Origin of the sequence: Pseudomonas sp. MF6747 (assembly GCF_963890955.1) — a bacterium.
In the GTDB taxonomy this organism is placed as follows: Bacteria; Pseudomonadota; Gammaproteobacteria; order Pseudomonadales; family Pseudomonadaceae; genus Aquipseudomonas.
The window spans coordinates 39,869-55,868 of sequence record NZ_CAWPSZ010000001.1 but is presented as its reverse complement, the minus strand read 5'-3'; the positions used below and the strand labels follow the sequence as shown (position 1 = coordinate 55,868).

At 61.2% G+C, this 16,000-nt stretch carries 12 protein-coding genes; 3 read left to right on the top strand and 9 right to left on the bottom strand.

The genetic code is table 11. The features are described 5' to 3' along the window. Positions 1-111: 111 nt before the first annotated feature. The 5 genes from AACW30_RS00235 to AACW30_RS00215 form a co-directional block, all read right to left on the bottom strand. Entirely contained in the window at positions 112-2,937 is a 2,826-nt protein-coding gene (locus AACW30_RS00235; RefSeq protein ID WP_200622079.1) for an acyltransferase domain-containing protein, read from the bottom strand. 140 nt (positions 2,938-3,077) lie between these two features. Continuing rightward, positions 3,078-4,073, bottom strand: coding sequence for a FecR domain-containing protein (locus AACW30_RS00230; RefSeq protein ID WP_200622069.1), 996 nt, complete (start codon positions 4,071-4,073; stop codon positions 3,078-3,080). Continuing rightward, positions 4,070-4,588 (bottom strand): RNA polymerase sigma factor, encoded by a 519-nt coding sequence (locus AACW30_RS00225; RefSeq protein ID WP_124418608.1) that lies wholly within the window; start codon positions 4,586-4,588, stop codon positions 4,070-4,072. The genes AACW30_RS00230 and AACW30_RS00225 overlap by 4 nt, the downstream gene beginning before the upstream one ends. A gap of 100 nt (positions 4,589-4,688) precedes the next feature. Further along, the gene (locus AACW30_RS00220) at positions 4,689-5,396 is read right to left on the bottom strand and encodes a 3'-5' exonuclease (RefSeq protein WP_106575563.1); all 708 of its coding nucleotides are present in this window, start codon (positions 5,394-5,396) and stop codon (positions 4,689-4,691) included. Further along, on the bottom strand, positions 5,393-7,327 hold the full coding sequence (locus tag AACW30_RS00215; protein ID WP_200622066.1) for a putative nucleotidyltransferase substrate binding domain-containing protein: 1,935 nt from the start codon (positions 7,325-7,327) through the stop codon (positions 5,393-5,395). Before AACW30_RS00215 ends, AACW30_RS00220 begins: the two co-directional genes overlap by 4 nt. A 246-nt stretch (positions 7,328-7,573) precedes the next feature. On the opposite strand from AACW30_RS00215, the gene AACW30_RS00210 reads away from it, so the two are divergent. Together AACW30_RS00210 and AACW30_RS00205 are read left to right on the top strand one after the other, a co-directional pair. Next, entirely contained in the window at positions 7,574-8,020 is a 447-nt protein-coding gene (locus tag AACW30_RS00210; RefSeq protein WP_106575561.1) for a response regulator, read from the top strand. 131 nt (positions 8,021-8,151) lie between these two features. Beyond that, a complete protein-coding gene (locus tag AACW30_RS00205; RefSeq protein ID WP_200622051.1) occupies positions 8,152-8,520 on the top strand; it encodes a hypothetical protein in 369 nt (122 codons plus the stop codon). Positions 8,521-8,581: 61 nt separating this feature from the next. Here the strand turns inward: AACW30_RS00205 and AACW30_RS00200 are convergent, their stop codons facing one another. Beyond that, positions 8,582-10,759: a malate synthase G gene (locus tag AACW30_RS00200; RefSeq protein ID WP_200622049.1), complete on the bottom strand. Its 2,178-nt coding sequence runs from the start codon at positions 10,757-10,759 to the stop codon at positions 8,582-8,584. Positions 10,760-11,147: 388 nt separating this feature from the next. Between AACW30_RS00200 and AACW30_RS00195 the strand changes: the two genes are divergently transcribed. Then, positions 11,148-11,660, top strand: a complete 513-nt coding sequence (locus AACW30_RS00195; protein ID WP_200622036.1) for a glycine cleavage system protein R — start codon at positions 11,148-11,150, stop codon at positions 11,658-11,660. A gap of 226 nt (positions 11,661-11,886) precedes the next feature. Here the strand turns inward: AACW30_RS00195 and rarD are convergent, their stop codons facing one another. The 3 genes from rarD to AACW30_RS00180 form a co-directional block, all read right to left on the bottom strand. After that, the gene (gene rarD / locus AACW30_RS00190; protein WP_106575557.1) at positions 11,887-12,771 is read right to left on the bottom strand and encodes an EamA family transporter RarD; all 885 of its coding nucleotides are present in this window, start codon (positions 12,769-12,771) and stop codon (positions 11,887-11,889) included. 128 nt (positions 12,772-12,899) lie between these two features. Further along, positions 12,900-13,874, bottom strand: a complete 975-nt coding sequence (locus AACW30_RS00185; RefSeq protein ID WP_106575556.1) for a serine/threonine protein kinase — start codon at positions 13,872-13,874, stop codon at positions 12,900-12,902. Between the two features lie 177 nt (positions 13,875-14,051). Continuing rightward, on the bottom strand, positions 14,052-15,947 hold the full coding sequence (locus AACW30_RS00180) for a PhoX family protein (protein WP_200622034.1): 1,896 nt from the start codon (positions 15,945-15,947) through the stop codon (positions 14,052-14,054). Between the last annotated feature and the right edge of the window lie 53 nt (positions 15,948-16,000).

The window sequence follows — 16,000 nt, the reverse complement described above, 5'->3', positions numbered from 1 at the left end:
CTAGGTGCCGGACGAGAATCAAAAAGTGATAGGGCCAAGCGAAAATAAATCTGCGAAGGTGCGCAACTGATCGAACGGCATGGCCCTCAAGGCTCAGGGTAGCTGGGTTCTTCAGCCGACCGCCCACTGCAGTTTGTCGGCCAGGGCGTCGGGGTAATGATCGGTCTGGGCGATTGCCGCGCGTGTGGCTGCGCCATGACCGAAGGCTTCGATCAACACGTCAACCTGTGTGGCCAGAAAGTCGCTCAGCGAATCAAGCCGAGCCTCAAGGGCGCGGTAGCGGGCGATGTCCATGAGGCCCTCGCTGATGAACCAGGCGGCATGCTTGTTCAGGTATTCCAACACGTAAAGGCCGCACAGCGCGTTGCCCAGTTCCTTGGCCAACCCGTGGGGCAGCAAGCTGCCGGCGCGAATTGCGCTGTCGATGGCAAGACGCTGGGCGTAAGCCTCTCCTGCGCGGGCAACGACCATCAACTGCGCGTTCCAGACCTGCATGTCGTCCTCTCCCTCGCCACGGTGCCGGGCAATATGGTCGGCCACGTGCTTGAGCAAACGGTACTCCAGGGTGTGAGCCATGGCTTGCCAGTACCCGGCGTCATCCAGCCCGGCCTGGGGGTTGGGGGGTGTGGGTTCGCTCAAGGGTTGGCCGACCAGTACCTTGGCGGCGTCCAGCAGGATCATGCGGTTATTGCCACCGGCATCCTGGTAGATTTTGGCCATACCTTCGTAGTCGGCGAAGCGATTGAGGTTGAGCGCACCGGCCACCCCGCAGCGCAACCGACACTCTGTTGCCAGCGCCTCGGCGGCGGGTGCACACAGCGCCTTGGTCAGCGCCAGGGTTTGGCTGATGGCGGCCCACGGTGTCCACGTCACGTCGCCTGTGCCGGTGGTGTGCAGTGACGCCTGACTGGCCGTGCCTTCAATCCACAGGCGGGCGGAGTCGTTGGCAAAGCACTTCATGACATACGCCGTGGCCAGGCAACCGAACAGCGCGCGGCGTTGGGTGCGAAAAGCCAACAGGCCGGTGCCGTTACCGATCCGCGCCTGGGTCGTGCGTCGGTTGGCATGGGTCAGGGCCAGGGTTGAACAGGCAAGCATCACCGAACTCAAGCCGACGCCGACCATCGCCCACACATTCTTGGGCGCAAACAGTGAGCGAATCAGGCGACGGTCCGTACTGCCCAATGGGTCGTGGAACTGGTTGGACGCGTCGATCGAAGCGCCATCGCGCAGCCACGCGTCGAAGGGCAGGCGCACGTTGTCAAAGCTCGCCAGGCCGTAATCCAGCGGTACTGCGCGGATTTCCGCCGGTGACGACATGGAAACTCCCGGGCGCGGGCCGTTGGCGTCACTCAATGGCAGCATGAACGCGAAGACGCCACAGGGCTGGCCCTGAACGATCACTTGGGCGAACACCACGCCCAGCTTGTCCAGGTTGCTGATCCCGACGTTGGCGAATTTAAGCGCGGCCTTGTTGGGTGTGTTCAGCAAGAAGGTGCGCGTGTCGGCGTCGAATACTGCCTCGACACACGCGCCCATGTGGGAGTTGCTGCGGCCTATCTCGGTCAGCGCGTAAACCCCCAGACTCTCGCCGGCCTCCAGTTTGCGTCGCCACTGGGTGGCGCTCGGGTGATCCTGCTCGAACGCCAGCAGCGTACCGATACACAACCCCTGCTGAATCACGCAGCCCATGAACAGCGAAGGATCATTGAGCGCCGCGTGGGTAGCCTCGGCCATCAATAACTGCGGCTGCGCAAAGCCATGGATACCGTCGGGCAGCTGGCGCATCAGGTGCTGCAAGCGCTGGTAGGTGTGGCGATGGCCGTCATGAAAACTCTGGTTGGCGCGAGGATGGAGTTCGGGGTCGCTGAAAATCTTCGCCATTTGCGCGTGAACCTCGGCATCGACGGGCCCGTTGGCCAGCTGGCGCAAGTCAACCACGGCCTTTTGCGCGGCGGGCGCGTTGACCAGCAAATGACGCAGGGTTTCGATGGGTTGCGCCAGCGGCGCGTAGGTCTGTGCGGGATGCAGGCTTTTGCGTATGCACACCGACAGGCCGCTGTTCACCCCAAGGTCGATAAACACGGTGTGTTTGTCCGTCGGCAGTTGCGCCAACGTGTAGGGCAGGTTGGTGGGTTGCGTGACGCCCAGGGTAAACAGGTGATGCAAATCGTCCTCGGGCTCGTAGCGACGCCCCAGCACAGTTGAGTAGATCGGTGTTTTGAAGGGTTTGGGGGCCAGCGGCTGCAGGTTTTCGTGAAGTCGCCGGGCGACCTCCGTGTGAGGCGGATAGTGCGACGCGTAAGCGATCGAGACCGGGCGCAAGGGGTGTGCGCTGTCATCGTGGTGAGCAAGCAGGTGCTCCAGGTCTGCCCTCTCGCCGCTGATGATGCATTGGGCCGGCGCGTTGACGGAGCCCAGCACCAGGTTCGACTCGGGGTAGCGGTCCAGCAGTGCTTGCGTGTCCTGCGCTGAAAGGTTGACCAGCAGCATGCTGCCTCGGCCTTCCTCGCTGCGGTAGGCGGCGTTGAGGGCACAGACCGCGCGGGCACCCTGCGCAATGTCGAGCACGCCGCCACACACCCTGGCAGCAATTTCGCCGAAGCTTTGCGCAACGATCAGGGAGGGAACAATGCCCGTGGCCTGCAGCAACTGGTTAAGCACCACCGCAGCGCCGTACAGCGCCAGTTGCGCCACACCCGAAGGCAGCGGCAGGGCGTGATCGCGGGTCAGCAGAACCTGGGTGATCAACCCTGGATGGAGATCAGGTTCGTGCGCCGCCGCCTCGGTTTCGATGATTGCCAGAATCGTGTCAATTGGGTCCCGGGCTTCGGGTACATGCTGATACAGCTCCGCCAGAGCGCCGCACGGATCGCTCCCTTGGCCAGGAAAGGCGAAGACATAGTTCTGACTGTAGATGTTGAGTTGGGTTGACATGGGTCCATCCTCGTTAGCCGAACAGGATCGCTTCACCAGCAAAAAGCTGGAAAAAACGAAGGCTCATTGGATGGCAAAAGACAGGGCTGCGTACCTGTGAGAAATGACAGTTTTTTGTAACGTTTCGAGATAGTCTCGATTCAATTATTGCTAACAGACCCGCCTTGCGTCGGCCTTGCGACCACCTGGGTCCACCACAGTGTGTGCTGCTCGATCTGTACCGGCAGCGTCGGCAGCAGCGCGTTCAGCGCCAGCGTCGTGTCGTGCAGCGGGAAGCTGCCGGTGATGCGCAGATCGGCCACGGTTTTATCCACACCCAGATACCCGCTGCGGTAGCGGCTGAGTTCTTCGACCACATCGCCCAGGCGGGCGTTGTCGACCACCAGCATGCCGCGCGTCCAGGCGTCGGCGGCGGGAGAGACGGCCAGCGCAGGGTCGAGGCCGTCACTGCGCATCAGCACTTGCTGGCCTTCCTTGAAAATCTGTTCCTTGTGCAGTGCCTGGGGCTGGGCAGCCACGGCGGACTGCAGCACGCTCAAGCGTGTGGCGTGGTCTTCGCGCTTGACGATAAACCGCGTCCCCAGCGCTCGCAGGTTGCCATCGCGGGTTTGTACATAAAACGGGCGCGCATCGTTGTGGCCGGTTTCGACCAGAATCTCGCCTTCCTGCAACACGATCAGCCGGCGTGTTTCGTCGAAACGCACGTCGATGGCGGTGTGGGTATTGAGGTTGATCAGCGTGCCATCCGCCAGTTTCAGCGTGCGTTGCTCGCCGGTGGCGGTGCGCTGGTCGGCCAGCCAATAATGGATCGGCACATATCGCTCACCGGCAAACAACGCCAGGCCGCAGAGCAGCGCAATGCTTGCCACGCCACGTCCAAGCTTGCGCACGCGCTGGCGAATGCCTTCGCGCGAGTGCAGCAGCGCCGCGCGCGCGGGGCCCGAGGCCACGCTGAAACGCTGGTCGAGCATGCCCAGCTGGCGCCAGGCGCGTGCATGTTCTTCATCGCTGGCCAGCCATTTGGCGAACTCTTCCTGTGCAACGAAGTTGCCGTCACCTGAGTCCAGGGACAGTTGCCACGCAATCGCGGCATCCAGCACGCGCGCCGAAACCGGCTTGGCGCTGACCACGCTCACAGCGGCTCGCCATACAGTGCGATGTAACACTGGCGAATGCCTTGCGCCAGGTACTGGCGCACGCGGGGCACCGACACGCCAAGACGCTGGGCAATGTCGGCGTGGCCCAGGCCGTCGAGGCGGTTATAGAGGAAGGCGGCGCGGGCCTTGCTCGACAGTTTGCCGAGCAAGCGGTCGATGGCCTTGAGGTCTTCGAGGATCAGTTGCTGCTCTTCCGGCGAGGGGTGTTCGCTTTCCGGGATCAGCATCAGTTCAGTGAGGTAGGCCTGTTCCAGGGCCGCGCGCCGGAAGTAGTCGAACAGCAGCCCCTTGGCGATAGCCACCAGAAATGCCCGTGGCTCGCGGGGTTCGCGCAACTCGTCACGGCCCAGCAGGCGCATGAACGTGTCCTGGCTCAGGTCTTCGGCGCGGCTCGGGCAGGCCACGTTGCGCCGCAGCCACGCCAACAGCCAGCCACGATGGTCGCGATACAACGCGCCAACAAGCTCAGTGTGTGGGGTCTGGACCGACGACAAGGCATCACCGAATAAACAAGGGGTTTAAACTAACGAGAATTATTCGCGATTGTGTCAGAGGCAAGGAACGCGCGCAATTGGCGTCTGTCGGGCGGTGCTATTAAAACGATGGCGCTTGTTTGCGCCGTTTCCATTGGCTCACGCGTGCTTGAAGCGCCTGCGGGGAGTCGATGTGCTGCGCACGCGCACGGCTCAACAGGATGAGCATCAACTCTGCCGTGGCCAGGGCGTCGGCGCTGGCGTGATGGCGCTCACCGACCTGCAGCTTGAAGTGGTTGATCCAGTCGTCCAGCCCGGCTTCACGGATATTCGCGTCGGGGCACAGCAGCGGGGCGATGTCGGCGACGTCGAGGAACGGGTGCACCAGGCGATAGCCCAGGCTGTCCTTGAGCGCGCGGCACAGCATGTGTTGATCGAAGGGGGCATGGAACGCCAGCAGCGGGCTGTCGCCAACAAACGCCATGAAGTCCAGCAGCGCCTCGACCGGGTCGGTGCCGGCGGCGATGGCGCTGGGCCCCAGGCCGTGAATCAGCACGCTGGGGCTCAGCTTTGTTTCGGCACGGTGCAAGGTGCGTTCGAACATTTGCGAAAAATCCACCGCACCGTCCTCAATCACCACCGCGCCAATGGACAGCACTTGGTCGCGGTTGAGGTTAAGGCCGCTGGTTTCCAGGTCGACGACTACCCAGCGCTGGTTGCGCAAGGCGCCATCCCCCAGCACGGCAGGTGCGGGCAACTGCGCCAGGCGCATGAGCTGGGTAGCGTCGAGCCCTGGCTTTTTCGCACGCAGCCAACTGAACAAACTCACAGTTGGTACCGAAAGGTCAGGCTGCTTTGCAGGCGCTGCGCCTGCCGCAGGGATTCACGCAGGATGCGCCGGTCCAGGTGGTTGAGGCTGTCAGGGTCGACGCGGTTGGAATACGGCTGGTTCTCGCGGGTTTGCAGTTGGTGCTGCTGCATGCGGGTTTGCTGGATAAAGTGGTAGGCCTCTTCATACGCGGCGCCGTCTAGTCGCTCAATGACCGCCTTGTCCACCAACTGGCGCAGCCGCTCCAGGGTGTTGTTGGCGTGGATGCCGTTGGCCAGGGCCAGCAGGCGCGCGCCATCGACAAAGGGCGTAAGGCCCTGCACCTTGAGGTCGAGGGTGGCCTTTTCGCCACCTTTGCGCGTCAGCACAAAGTCGCGGAAACGCCCCACCGGCGGGCGCTGACGCAAGGCGTTCTCGGCCAGCATGCGTTGGAACAGCCGGTTGTCCGCGACTTGATCGAGAATGCCCTGGCGCAATTGCTCGCAGCCCTGTTCATCGCCCCACACCACGCGCAAATCGAAATAGATGCTCGACCCCAGCAGGTTCTCCGGCGTGGCCTCACGGATAAACGCCCCGAAGCGCCGCGCCCATTCGGCCCGCGACAGGCACAGTTCGGGGTTGCCGGCCATGATATTGCCCTTGCACAGGCTGAAACCGCACAACGCCAGGCTCTGGTTGATCTGCTGTGCCAAGGGCAACAAACGGCCACGGATCTCGGCGGCTTCGGCGGCATCCTTGGCGTCGAACAGGATGCCGTTGTCCTGGTCGGTATACAGCGTCTGCTCGCGGCGGCCCTCGCTGCCGAAACACAACCAACTGAACGGCACGCCGGGGTCGCCCTTGTCGGCCAGGGTCAGTTCGATCACACGGCACACGGTGTGATCGTTGAGCAGCGTAATAATGTGGGTAATCTGGGTGGACGACGCGCCATGGGCGAGCATGCGTTCGACCAATTGGCCGATCTCACCGCGAATCGCCACCAGGTTTTCCACGCGTGGCGCATTGCGGATGGTGCGCGCCAGGTGCACCAGGTCCACCCGCTGCAGGGAAAACAGGTCGCGCTCGGACACCACGCCACACACGCGCTGGTCTTTGACCAGGCACACGTGGGCGATGTGCCGTTCGGTCATGGCAATGGCGGCGTCGAAGGCGCTGTGGTCCGGGCTCAAATAGAACGGCGCCTGGGTCATATGGGATTCGATGACCTGATTGAAGTCACTGGTGCCATCGGCCACTACCTGGCGCAGGTCGCGCAAGGTGAAAATTCCCAGGGGCGCCTTGTGCGCGTCGACGATGACGATGCTGCCCACTTGCTGCTCATGCATCAGCGTGACCGCCTCGCGCAGCGGCGTGCTCGGGCTGCAAGTGACGGGATGGCGCATGGCCAATTCGCCCAGGCGCGTGTTCAACGAGTATTGGGTGCCGAGGGTTTCCACGGCTTTTTGCTGCACCTGTTGGTTCACTTGGTCCAGCAGGCTGCTGACGCCGCGCAGGGCGAAATCGCGAAACGGGCTCGAAAGCGCGAACAGCTTTATAAAGGCCGGCTTGTTCAGTTGCAGGCAGAAGGTGTCTTCGGCGGCCTTGTGCTCGGTGCGGGTCGCGCGTTCGCCCAGCAACGCGGCCAGCGGGAAACACTCGCCGGTGGTGATTTCAAAGGTGGTTTGCGTCGCGTCTTGATTGAGCAACGGGCGCTCGCCGACCACGCGGCCTTGCTTGACGATGAAGAAATGCTCCACCGGCCCACCCGACGGCTTGAGGATGCTGTCGCCCTGACTATAGAAGCGCAGTTGGCACTGTTCGACCAGATACGCCAGGTGTGCGTTTTCCATCTGGTTGAACGGGGGAAAGCGTTGCAGGAATTGCAGGGTGCCGTGGATGTTCTGCAACACGGCGGTTTTTCCCGCCTGCGTGAAAGCATCAGCTTTACTCATAACAGTGACCGCAGTTTCTTGTCGTTATAGTCCTTTATGGTCGGCCCCCGTGCCCTGGGTGCCCATTGGACGTAAGTCTAGGTAGCGGTCAAACCATTGGCGACTAGGGAAAAACCTTACATGGCTATCGTGCAAACCCCGTAGAACGCCCACTAGTCAAACTTTCCGACGAAGTGCACATTGTTCGCCCTTCCGCAGATGTCTGACGAGTGTGCTGCGAGATTGATGAGAACTGCTGAGAAACGTATGCCCGACCACGATATTTTGAGTGATGCAGAGCGCGAGGCACTGAGCGCTGTGATGCTGGAGCCTGATTTACCGCCACAACGTGTGTTGATCGTCGATGACGACAAAGATGCGCGCGAATTACTGGCGGAGATTCTGGGCCTGGACGGCATTCGCTGCATGACCGCCGACAGTGGAGAGGCGGCGTGGGATTTGTTGAGCTCCAGCAGCTCCATCGGTTTGCTGATCACCGACCTGCGCATGGCGCCGAGCAATGGCCTGGAATTGATTCGCCAAGTGCGCAGCTCTACTCGGGCGGCGCTGCCAATCATCATCATGTCCGGGGACGCTGAAGCGCCGGATGTCATCGATGCGATGCACTTGAGCGTGGTGGACTTTTTGCTCAAGCCTATCGACAGCGTGAAGTTGGCGAAGATGGTCAAGCGCGAGCTGGGAATGGCGCAGTAACGTCCACTGGTCGGTATCAGCTAAGCACTGTCAATTCTGACAGTAGGCAAGCAATAGGTGGGGCGGTTTACTGGATGAGTGCGCGGCGATCGGGAACGGTTGCCCCCTTCATTCACCACCAGGAGTCAGTCATGAAAATAGCTGGCAAGATTAAAGCGGATATTTTCCACAACGGTAAGCTTTTGCGCACCACCAGCTCCACGAGCGTTTCGGGTGACAGTAATCACTTTCAAAGTACAGATTCTGCGACCCGTACGTCAGTCTCAATGTCATTTGTTCCCGCCATCGAGGATGGCACCACGACGTACAAGTTCGAGGAGGCTGATTCGAAATTCGGATGCAGCTTGGGCGATATCCTTCTGCCTATTGCCGGAACGGTTGAAGTGACCTCCACCAACTCAACCGACAACTTGAAATATACGTTCAGTGGGAAGTTCAACGATGGAAGGCGCGACCTGGAGATCAAGGGGACGGCTGAGTTGAACTACCTCTATCCATGATCTGAATGCCCCTGCAGGATCAGTCCCTGATCTTTTGATCAGGGACGTCTCCCTTCGTTAGTTACACACCCATTTTGGCTTTGAACTCACGGCGCCGACGGTGCAACACCGGCTCGGTATAACCATTGGGTTGCTTGGTCCCTTCAATCACCAACTCCACCGCTGCCTGGAACGCGATGTTGCTGTCGAAATCCGGCGCCAAGGGGCGATACAGGGCATCCCCCGCATTTTGACGGTCTACCACCGGCGCCATGCGCTTGAGGCTTTCCATCACTTGGGCTTCGTTGACGATGCCATGGCGCAGCCAGTTGGCGATGTGCTGGCTGGAGATGCGCAGGGTGGCGCGGTCTTCCATCAGGCCCACGTCATTGATGTCCGGCACTTTCGAGCAGCCGACGCCTTGATCGATCCAGCGCACAACATAGCCAAGGATGCCTTGGGCATTGTTGTCCAGCTCGTTGCGGATTTCCTCGTCAGACCAATCGGTGTTGCTGGCCAGAGGAATGGTCAGGATATCGTCCACCGACGCGCGCTCGCGTTTGGCCAGTTCGGCCTGACGCGCGAACACATCGACTTTGTGGTAGTGCAGCGCGTGCAGTGCAGCCGCCGTGGGCGACGGTACCCAAGCGGTGTTGGCGCCGGCCAGTGGGTGAGCGATTTTCTGTTCAAGCATCGCTGCCATCAGGTCGGGCATCGCCCACATGCCTTTACCGATCTGTGCACGCCCTTGCAGGCCGGTGCTCAGGCCGATATCGACGTTCCAGTTCTCGTAAGCGCCGATCCATTTCTCGGCCTTCATGGCCGCCTTGCGCACCATCGCGCCAGCTTCCATGGAGGTGTGGATTTCGTCGCCGGTACGGTCGAGGAAGCCGGTGTTGATAAACACCACGCGCTCGCTGGCGGCCTTGATGCAGGCCTTGAGGTTGACCGTGGTGCGGCGCTCCTCGTCCATGATCCCGACTTTGAGCGTGTTGCGCGGCAGGTTCAGCACGTCTTCGATACTCCCAAACAGCTCGTTGGTGAACGCAGCTTCTTCCGGGCCGTGCATTTTCGGTTTAACGATGTACACGGAGCCGGTGCGGCTGTTCTTGCGGCTGCTGGTACCGTTGAGGCTGTGGATCGCCGCCAGGCTGGTGAGCAAACCGTCGAGAATGCCTTCCGGTACTTCGTTGCCGTCTTTGTCGAGGATCGCGTCGATGGTCATCAAGTGGCCAACGTTGCGCACGAACAGCAGCGAACGGCCGTGCAAGGTCACGTCCTGGCCATCCACGCCGGTGTAGACACGGTCGGGGTTCATGGTGCGGGTAAAGGTCTTGCCGCCCTTGGCCACTTCTTCGGCCAGGTCGCCCTTCATCAGGCCGAGCCAGTTGCGGTAGATCACCACTTTGTCATCGGCATCAACGGCGGCGACGGAGTCTTCGCAGTCCATGATGGTGGTCAGCGCGGCTTCCATCAGCACGTCTTTGACGCCGGCCGCATCGGTCTGGCCGACAGGCGTGCTGGCGTCGATCTGGATTTCGAAATGCAGGCCGTTGTGTTTCAGCAAAATGGCGATCGGCTGGTCCGCCGGCCCCTGGAAACCGATCAGTTGTGCATCGTCGCGCAGGCCGCTGTTGCTGCCGCCCTTAAGGCTGACGATGAGCTTGCCATCAGCGATCTTGTAACCGGTGGAATCGACATGGCTGCCAGCGCTGAGCGGCGCGGCTTCGTCGAGGAAAGCACGGGCGAAGGCAATCACCTTGTCGCCCCGCACTTTGTTGTAGCCCTTACCCTTTTCGGCGCCGTCGGCTTCGCTGATGGCGTCGGTGCCATACAGCGCGTCATACAGCGAGCCCCAACGTGCGTTGGAAGCATTAAGGGCGAAACGGGCATTCATCACCGGCACAACCAGCTGAGGGCCGGCCATGCGGGCGATTTCGTCATCGACGTTTTGGGTCGAGGCCTGGAAGTCTGCGGCTTCTGGCAGCAGGTATCCGATGTCTTGCAGGAAGGCTTTGTAGGCCACCGGGTCGTGGGCCTGGCCGGCGTGGGTCTGGTGCCAGGTATCGATCCGCGCCTGGAAATCGTCGCGTTTGGCGAGTAGGGCTTTGTTCTTCGGTGCCAGGTCGTGAATGACCTTGTCGGCGCCGGCCCAGAACTGGTCGGCAGTGATGCCGGTACCGGGAATGGCTTCGTTGTTCACGAAGTCGAACAGGACTTTGGCGACCTGCAGGCCACCGACTTGAACGTGTTCAGTCATTGCTTGCCTCACTCTGCGGAGCTTATGCGCTTTTCAGCTTTTCAATTTACCAATGAAGCCTCTGGCCATTTAAACCACGAACCCGATCCCCCAGTACATGCCGTTAAGGCGGCTGGGCTGGCGGGTTATCGCGATACGTTGGTGCCTTGGCAGACATCGACCTAACGTTATGTAGTGCGCGGTTTTGCATACTACATGATGAGTTGCGGTTGTGAAAATTTGACTAAATACGTCGTTTAGCGACCCACTTTGGTCATGCGGTCACAGTGGGGTATTGGATGTTCTCAAAAAACTATCAGATTGTTCCAGATAAATATAAAAATGGTACACGATTTGTTTTCGAGGGCGCCTGCGTCCACCTTGTAGATTGAATTCAGAGGGCTTCGCCATGGACCATCTTGTACTCACTATTATTGCCGCCGACAAACCCGGCCTGGTTGAACGCGTTGCGCAGAATATTGCCGCCCACGGTGGCAACTGGCTGGAGAGCCGAATGGCGCACATGGCCGGGCAGTTTGCCGGGATCCTGCGGGTCAGCGTTCCCGCCGAAAGTCGTCAGGGTTTGGTGAATGCGCTGGAGGACTTATCCACACACGGCATTCGCGTGCTGGTGGGTGAGGGCAGTTCAGGGCAGACCGCGGCGTCCAAGGCCATCCTGATGACGCTGGTGGGCAACGACCGTTCGGGAATCGTGCGCGAGATCACGGCGCTGTTGAGCAAACAGGGCGTGAACCTTGAAAGCCTGAGCACGGATGTGCGCCCGGCGCCCATGAGCGGTGATCCGTTGTTTACCGCCGAGGCATTGTTGCAGGTGCCCACCGCGTTATCCCTGGATACCTTGCAACTGTCCCTGGAAACCCTGGCGGATGACTTGATGGTGGAGTTGCACCACGAAGAATAACGGCCTGCCCACAGGGTTATGCATGGAAATCTTGCATGGGCCTGTGGATAACCTGTAGAGACCCGGCGCCAGGCCACGTCGGCCGGGCTTCTCCTTTAGTTGAGCAAAAAACGAGCAGTTTCAAGGGCTTGTGCACAAATGGCGGGGATCAGGTTGTGGATAACCTTGGGGTGGATGTCTGCAAGCCAGGCCTGCTGTGGCTTGCAGAGCTTTGTACGTTATTTGATCAGCGTTTGCGGATCGTCAGCCAGGCGTCCAGGCTGTAAACCACCAGGCCGGCCCAGATAAACGCGAACGCGATCAGCGTGCTGGTGGCCAAGTGTTCACCGAACAGGAACACCGCTTCCAACAGCACCAGGGTAGGCGCCACATACTGCAAAAATCCCAGGGCGGTGTAGGGCAAATGCCGCGCTGCAGCGTTGAAACACACCAACGGGATCAGCGTGACCGGGCCGGCCGCTACCAGCCACCAGGCTTCGCCGGTGCCCCAAAATTCAAGCTGTGCGCTGTGTGCCGACGGGTTGAACAGCAGCCAGGCGACAGCGATCGGCACCAGCATCCAGGTTTCCACCACCAACCCCGGTAGCGCCTTGACGGGCGCCTGCTTGCGGATCAGCCCGTAGAAGCCAAAGGTCAGCGCCAGCACCAGCGACACCCACGGCAAACTGCCCACCTGCCATACCTGTTGCGCCACACCCACCGCCGCCAGCCCGACGGCCATCCACTGCAAGCGCCGCAGGCGTTCGCCGAGAATCAGCATGCCCAGCAGCACATTCACCAGCGGGTTGATGTAATAACCCAGGCTCGCCTCGAGCATGCGCCCGCTGTTGACCGACCACACATACGTCAGCCAGTTGGCGGCAATCAACGCACCGCTCAGTGCCAGAATCGCCAGGCGCTTGGGGTTGTCGCGCAGTTCACGAAACCAGCCCGGGTGTTTCCACACCATCAACAGCACAGCGCCAAACAGCGCCGACCACAGCACGCGGTGCACGATGATTTCGGCGGCGGGAACGCTGGCGATGGCTTTGAAATAGATCGGGAACAGGCCCCAGATGACATAGGCGCTCAGGCCCAGGATGTAACCCTTGCGGGGGTTGGCGGGTTGCATTGCAGAATCCTTGCATAGGCAGCTAACAAAGGCGCAATTGTAAGGATTTTTGTCAGGCGATGGGATGCTGCTTTTCTGTGGGAGCTGGGTTGTCGGGTCGCCAGCGCCCACAAGGCGTCGCGGCAGTGTCAGAACAGTTTCAGCGGTTCTTCATTGAGCGCCGACAGTTGCTCACGCAACGCCAACACCTGATCGCCCCAATAACGTTCGCTGCCGAACCACGGGAAGCTGTGGGGGAACGCCGGGTCATCCCAGCGGCGTGCCAGCCAGGCGCTGTAGTGCATCAGGCGCAAGGCGCGCAAGGGTTCGATCAGCGCCAGTTCGCGCGGGTCGAAGTCGTGGAACTCCTGATAACCGTCCATCAATTCCGACAGCTGGCCCAGACATTCCTGGCGATCACCGGCGAGCATCATCCACAAATCCTGTACGGCCGGGCCCATGCGGCAGTCATCCAGGTCGACGATATGAAACATCTCGTCGCGGCACATCATGTTGCCGGGGTGGCAGTCGCCGTGCATGCGGATGTTCTTGTGCGGTGTGGCTTTGTAGACCTCCTCCACGCGCTTGAGCAGGTCGCGGGCCACGGACTCGTAGGCCGGCAGCAGGCTTTTCGGAATGAAGTTACCTTCCAGCAAGGTCGTGAGGGAGTCGTGACCGAAGTTTTTCACCCCTAACGCCTCGCGGTGTTCGAACGGGCGGGTCGAGCCGACGGCGTGCAAACGGCCGAGCAACTGACCCAGGCGATACAGCTGATCAAGATTGCCCGGCTCCGGCGCACGGCCACCCCGGCGCGGAAACAGGGTGAAGCGGAAACCCGCGTGTTCGAACAGGCTTTCGCCGTTGTGGATCAACGGGGCGACCACCGGTACTTCGCACTCGGCCAATTCGAAGGTGAAACGGTGTTCTTCAAGGATCGCTTCGTTGGTCCAGCGCTGCGGCCGATAGAACTTGGCGATCAGCGGTTCAGAGTCTTCGATACCCACTTGGTAGACGCGGTTTTCGTAGCTGTTGAGCGCCAGAATACGAGCATCGCTGAGGAAGCCGATACTTTCGACAGCGTCGAGAACCAGGTCGGGGGTGAGTGTTTCAAACGGATGGGCCATGCGAACTCCTGCGCGCAGCAGGGCGCCGCGTCCGGCCCGGTATGGTAACGCACACGGCGATAGATAGGTGGTGTCTGTACTGGCCTCATCGGGGGCAAGCCCCTCCCACGAAGACCGCGTTTGACCCGTAAGAACGCGGTCGAGTGTGGGAGGGGGCTTGCCCCCGATTGGGGCCTATCAGGCGCCGACAATCCCGCCATCATCCCGCCGAATTGCCATCACCGACGAACGCGGTTTGCCGTTCGGCAGATGCTCCGGCCAGCTCGAGCCGCCGGTTTCGCCCGGGTGCTGAATCCCCACAAACAGCGTCTTCTGATCTGGCGAAAAGCTGATCCCCGTCACCTCGCACGCCACTGGCCCGACCATGAACCGGCGGATTTCCCCGGTGCTCGGGTCGGCGCACAGCATCTGGTTGTTGCCCATGCCGGCGAAGTCACCCGCGTTGCTGTAGTCGCCATCGGTGAGAATCCACAGGCGCCCGGCCTTGTCGAAACCCAGGCCGTCGGGGCTGTTGAACATGTTTTGCGGGTTGATATTGGACGAGCCACCCTTCGGCGTGCCGGCATGCACACCGGGGTTGCCGGCCACTACAAACAGGTCCCAGGAGAACGCGTTGGAGCCATGGTTATCGGCATCGGCTTTCCAGCGCAGGATCTGGCCGTAGACATTTTTCTCACGCGGGTTCGGGCCGCCTACCGGCTGACCTTCCTCGCCACGCTTGGCGTTGTTGGTGAGGGTGCAATAGACCTGACCATCCGTGGGGCTGACCACGATCCATTCCGGGCGGTCCATGCGCGTGGCCTTGACCACGCTGGCGGCCAGGCGCGCGTGAATCAGCACTTCGGCCTCGCTGGCGAAACCGGTGCTGGCGTCAATGCCGTTTTTGCCATGGGTGAGTTCGACCCATTGGCCGGTGCCCTTGGGGTGGTCGGCGTTGCCGTCGCCTGCGTCGAAGATCGCCACATACAAGGTGCCGTGGTCGAGCAGGTCTTTGTTGGCCTTGGGGTTCTTGTGGTTGATCTTGTCGCGGCTGACGAACTTGTAGATAAACTCGCCGCGCTCGTCATCGCCCATGTACACCACGGCGCGGCCATCGCGGGTTTCAGCCAGTGCGGCATTTTCGTGCTTGAAGCGGCCCAGGGCGGTGCGTTTGGTCGGCGTGGATTGCGGGTCGAACGGGTCGATTTCTACCACCCAGCCATGGCGGTTGAGTTCATTGGGGTGCTTGGCCATGTCGAAACGCGGGTCGTGTTGATGCCAGTTGATCTCTTTGCTGGCCGCCACCACGCCGTAGCGCTTTTGCGCGGCGTCGAAGGCCTGTTGTGGGTTGCTGCTGCCAAAGCAGTCGGTGAAGTTCTCTTCGCACGTCAGATAGGTGCCCCATGGGGTCTTGCCGTTGGCGCAGTTCTGGAAGGTGCCGAGGACTTTTTTACCGGTTTTGTCGGCGCGGGTTTTCAGCCAGTCGTGACCCGCCGCCGGACCGCTCAGGCGGATCGGCGAGTTGCCGTGGATGCGCCGGTTGTAGCGCGAGTCCTGCACGAACTGCCAGGTGTCGCCCTTGCGCCGCACTTCGATCACCGACACGCCTTCACTGGCCTGGGCCTTGTGCACGTCCTCGGCCGATTGCGGCGCGCCGCCGTGGGCGTAGAGGTAACGGTAATTGGTGTATTCGTTATTGATCGCCATCAGCGCGCGGTTGTCGTCACCGGGGAAGGCGAACAGGCTCATCCCGTCGTTGTTGTCACCGAACTGTTGCTCCTGGGCCTTGGCGCTGCCGTTGCCGGAGGGGTCGAACGCCGGGGCATTTTTGTGCAATGGCTGGCCCCAGCTGATCAGCACTGAGGCGCTGTAGCCGGGGGGCAGGGTGATGGCGTCGCGGGTGGCGGCGGCGATGCTGGGGAACCCCAGCAACGGGCTGGACGCGGCGTTGACAGCCAGGGCGCTACGGCTCAGCAGGTTGCCGCCGAGGAACATCGCGGCGCCGCACAAAGCCCCCGCGCCGATGAAACGGCGGCGGGTGAGGCCGACCATCTGTTCAAGGTCGGTGGCTTGGTTGTCTTCTAATAGGCTCATTTCGGGCTCCCTGCGGTTTTTGCAGACACCTTAAGGAGCACGCGTGACGAAAT